The sequence below is a fragment of the Metabacillus niabensis genome (assembly GCF_902829255.1).
GTDB lineage: Bacteria > Bacillota > Bacilli > Bacillales > Bacillaceae > Metabacillus > Metabacillus niabensis.
This window is the reverse complement of record NZ_CADEPK010000256.1, coordinates 1-3,743: the sequence shown is the minus strand read 5'-3', so window position 1 is coordinate 3,743 and position 3,743 is coordinate 1. Positions and strand designations below refer to the sequence as shown.

At 35.0% G+C, this 3,743-nt stretch carries 5 protein-coding genes; 3 read left to right on the top strand and 2 right to left on the bottom strand.

The genetic code is table 11. The features are described 5' to 3' along the window. Positions 1 to 806 (top strand): sporulation protein (locus tag HU235_RS15790; RefSeq protein WP_174880818.1); only part of this gene is annotated, 806 nt, incomplete at its 5' end. Between the two features lie 189 nt (positions 807 to 995). Here HU235_RS15790 and HU235_RS15785 read toward each other — a convergent pair. Beyond that, positions 996 to 1,499, bottom strand: a complete 504-nt coding sequence (locus HU235_RS15785) for an HXXEE domain-containing protein (RefSeq protein WP_174880817.1) — start codon at positions 1,497 to 1,499, stop codon at positions 996 to 998. Positions 1,500 to 1,721: 222 nt separating this feature from the next. Here HU235_RS15785 and HU235_RS15780 point away from each other — a divergent pair, with 222 nt between their 5' ends. Continuing rightward, entirely contained in the window at positions 1,722 to 2,255 is a 534-nt protein-coding gene (locus HU235_RS15780; protein ID WP_174880816.1) for a DinB family protein, read from the top strand. A gap of 38 nt (positions 2,256 to 2,293) precedes the next feature. Further along, positions 2,294 to 2,653, top strand: a complete 360-nt coding sequence (locus tag HU235_RS15775) for a VOC family protein (protein ID WP_095300000.1) — start codon at positions 2,294 to 2,296, stop codon at positions 2,651 to 2,653. Positions 2,654 to 2,749: 96 nt separating this feature from the next. Here HU235_RS15775 and HU235_RS15770 read toward each other — a convergent pair. Continuing rightward, a partial coding sequence (locus HU235_RS15770) for a glycine-rich domain-containing protein (protein ID WP_174880815.1) occupies positions 2,750 to 3,743 on the bottom strand: 994 nt, incomplete at its 5' end.

Sequence of the window (3,743 nt, the reverse complement as noted above, 5' to 3'; positions counted from 1 at the left end):
GTGGTTATGAGATGTCCTTCTTAAAACGTGTGATTACAAGCATTGGGATTGGATCCGCTCGAGTTGATACGAGGCTAAAAAACACAACGGTAACACAAGGTGAGATGCTAGAGGGGATCGTTGAAATTAAAGGCGGCGAAATGGATCAGGAAATTGAAGCAATAAAACTAAATTTAATGACGCTTTATGGGCACGAAGATAGTGAGCGGCTAACGAATACAGTTGTTTATTCTCATAAAGTGAACGAACCATTCGTGATTCATAAAGGTGAACGGAAAGAAATCCCTTTCTCCTTCCGTGTACCATTACATACACCAATGACAATAAGAGATAGTAAAACAGGACGGAATGTACCACCAGTTTGGATTAATACAGGACTTGATATTCGCAATGCGGTTGACCCTAAGGATGAAGATCAAATCTCTGTTGAACCATCATATGTCTATGAAAGCATTTTTGATGCGATCAAGGTCATCGGATTTCGATTTAGACAAATGGACAATCAAGCCCCTCCACGATATGTAAAAACACGGCTACCATTTGTTCAACAATTTGAATTTATTCCAACGTTCGGAAAATATCATCAGAAGCTTGATGAACTAGAGGCATATATTTTACAAGGTGAGCAAGAAACAACGATTTATTTCGAAATTGATAAAAAATCAAGAGGTGCTGTTGGCTCCCTTCTTGAAAAATTAAACTTGGATGAGCATTACCGAAGCATTACTTTAGATAACAATGATATTGTAACAAATCGGAGTTATGTAAGTGATAAGATTGAGGAAATGATTGATCAAGTAATTTAACTTTTATTAAGTAACTAACACTCTTAACAATATAAATAGCTATAGGTGACGAGTTGAGGATTTATAGCAAAATCAGTTAACTAGGTCAAATGTTGTTAGAGTCATAGAAATAACCTTTCAGCATTAGAGAATAGTGGATTTCTAATTGAAAAAGGCATTGCTAATAATGCCTTTTTCTCATTTATAACTTTAAAAGAAAGTTAAAATGAAATGGGATACTATATGTGCCATCAAAGCAAAGGGTGCTTGTAAAACAAAACCTAATGAAAAATAACAAAGAAATCTCTTTAATGTTAATAGCCTTTCAGAAAAAAGAAATTTTAATGCGAAAAGGGCATAGGGAAAGATGATCATTAAGGTTGTAATAATTCCAGGTACATAGCCTTTGAAAACGATCAATTGAACTAGATGACCAATTCCGTTCGCTAATAAAATACCAGGGACTAAAAACGACAAGTATGTCGCTGGCTTCATCTTTAAAAAGGGTTTACCTGCAAACGCTTTGATGCAACCTTTTGAAGCTACAATCCATAAAAGTGTAAAAGCTAAGGCAAATTCTCCTGTTGTAATTCGAAACGGGATGAGCGTTGACTTTGCTTCAATAAACGATTCTATTGTCATGATTTCCTCTAGATCATGAAGTAAATAGAGGAACGGAAATAAGAAGATTAACACTTTTAGTTTAGAATTCATCGTATTTTACCTCATAGTGAATAGTAGTCCTTTGTAATGCTATTGCCAATTTGCAAAATAAATCTTCTATCCAATAATACTATAAATTTAATGATTGCTCTTTTAGAAGGGCTAATTTTATATACTTTGTTGTAAAAGGATCTTTTTTATTGATTTGGTAAGTATAACCAATTACACTGTTCTTAGGTTAAAATCAATTACCTATAAAAGGAGATGATGTAGGTGGAAAAAAGGCCTGAACGTAATGAGTATGATCCTTTTTTTACAAGATATATCGATTTAGTTCCAAATGGGAATATCGCGGACATTTTAGAGAAGCAGATAGCTGATACAACGAATCGGTTGAATTACGTTTCAGAGCAGCAAGGGTTGTATAAATATGCTAATGATAAATGGACAGTGAAGGAAGTCATTGGCCATCTCACTGATGGAGAGAGGTTACTCGGTCAAATTCTCTTTCAAATTGCAAGAGGAGAAGAGGTTGATTTCCAAGGGGTTAATTGGAGTATTTATATTCAACTTGGTGATTTTAACAACCAGTCTATGCAAATGTTAATCGATCAGTATAGGGCAGTTCGAAGCTCTACGGTTGCCTTACTAAGAAGTTTTAATGAAGAGGCATGGGGAAGAAAGGGAACTGCCATTCAATCTGATATAACTGTCCGTGCTTTAGCTTGGATACTTGCAGGACATGAGCTCCATCATCGCAATATTTTGGAAAAATTCTATTTTTCTACAACTGATTTTCAAGGTTAATACTATTTTCATTAGTTGATAAAGAGGAGTCGGTGAAGGTGAGTACCATTTTAAGTAAAGTTGGAGCAATATTTATTCCAGTGAGTGATATTGAGAAGGCTAGAGAATGGTATTGTTCGATATTAGGGTTAGAGCCTAGCTTTGACATCATTGTTGGTCATTTATGCTGTATCCCAATGGATAATAATGGATTGAATATTGTTCTTGATAGTAAAATCTATACTGAGGATAGTTATGCAAGAACACCGATGTTTCATTTTAATACCGATGACATTGTAGGGGCATATCAATTTATGAAGGGGAAGGGTGTAGAGATCGTGACAGAGATTGAGCATGGACATTCGTTTCATTTTAAAGATCCAGATGGAAATATGCTAATGATTTGCCAATTACTATAAATGTTCATTTATTTTAGAATTGAAATACGATAAAAGCTATGGAGAAAGCCGATTTTCCAAAGAAAACCGGCTTTTACTATGAATCTGCAAACTACCTTATGATGAACAGCCTCCACCACAGCTTGAGCAGCTTGAACCGCCACTATCGCCACCACCGTCATGTCCGCCACCGCTATGATGACCTGAATCATCTGAACCTACGCCGCAGAAAACCGCAGAGGAACAGCCACTTGTGTTTGAAGAGACAGTTGCATACGTAAATTCCTTTGCATGGTCCCAATATTCGTCAAAATAAAAAGTTGAATAAAATACCATAACAAGTGATAAGCCCGTCATATCTCCAAATGTACGCTGTTTTGAAAAATCTCCTTTTTGATCTTTTTGATACCTTGATTCAGCCTCACCTAATTGCAGCTTCATTTGCTCGATTAAATACGTAATAATAGCTGTATTTTCTTCATTATTCTTAAAATATTTATGAATGAGATCTTCTTTACTCATTGTTCTAAATTCAGCTAATGTCTTCTTGTCAAGAGGCTCCTTGAAGAAATCTCCCCATGATTTCCAACTAAACTCTGTAATTGAGAAGAGCTGTGAGAATATCCAATCGAAGAATGCGCGGTCTTGTGGGGCTGGTGCTTGGCTTGTATTTGGATAATGGTGCAGCATATTTCCGTAAAAACGATTTGAAAACTGCTCGTAATCTTTAGTAAATAAAATCATACTATGCCAAACTTCATCAACTTCTTCGCTAAACATTGGCACCTTTTTTAAAATTTTTGCTAACATAAAATACCGCTTTAACTCAAATAATCTCCATTCAAAATCAGCTTCAGTGCAATTTGGATTTTCCTTTAAAAACCGATTTTTAACATGGGTTATATATTCGTCCTCTAAGCTAGAGTTTAACTTTTCAATAAGTATATTTTTAGGAACATTTTCAAGCAATCCTAATTGGTCCGGGATGTTTTCTATTAATAATTTTGGTTGTTTTTTTCCAAAGATAGAAAACAAGACGATAGCTAAACAGATGAATAACAATATGAAAATAAAAATTCCGATGACAATCACCACCTGATATGTATTAGAG

Coding starts and splice junctions, on each gene's coding strand:
- HU235_RS15785 (WP_174880817.1), bottom strand. CDS start 1,499: ATGAATTCTAAACTAAAAGTGTTAATCTTCTTATTTCCGTTCCTCTAT.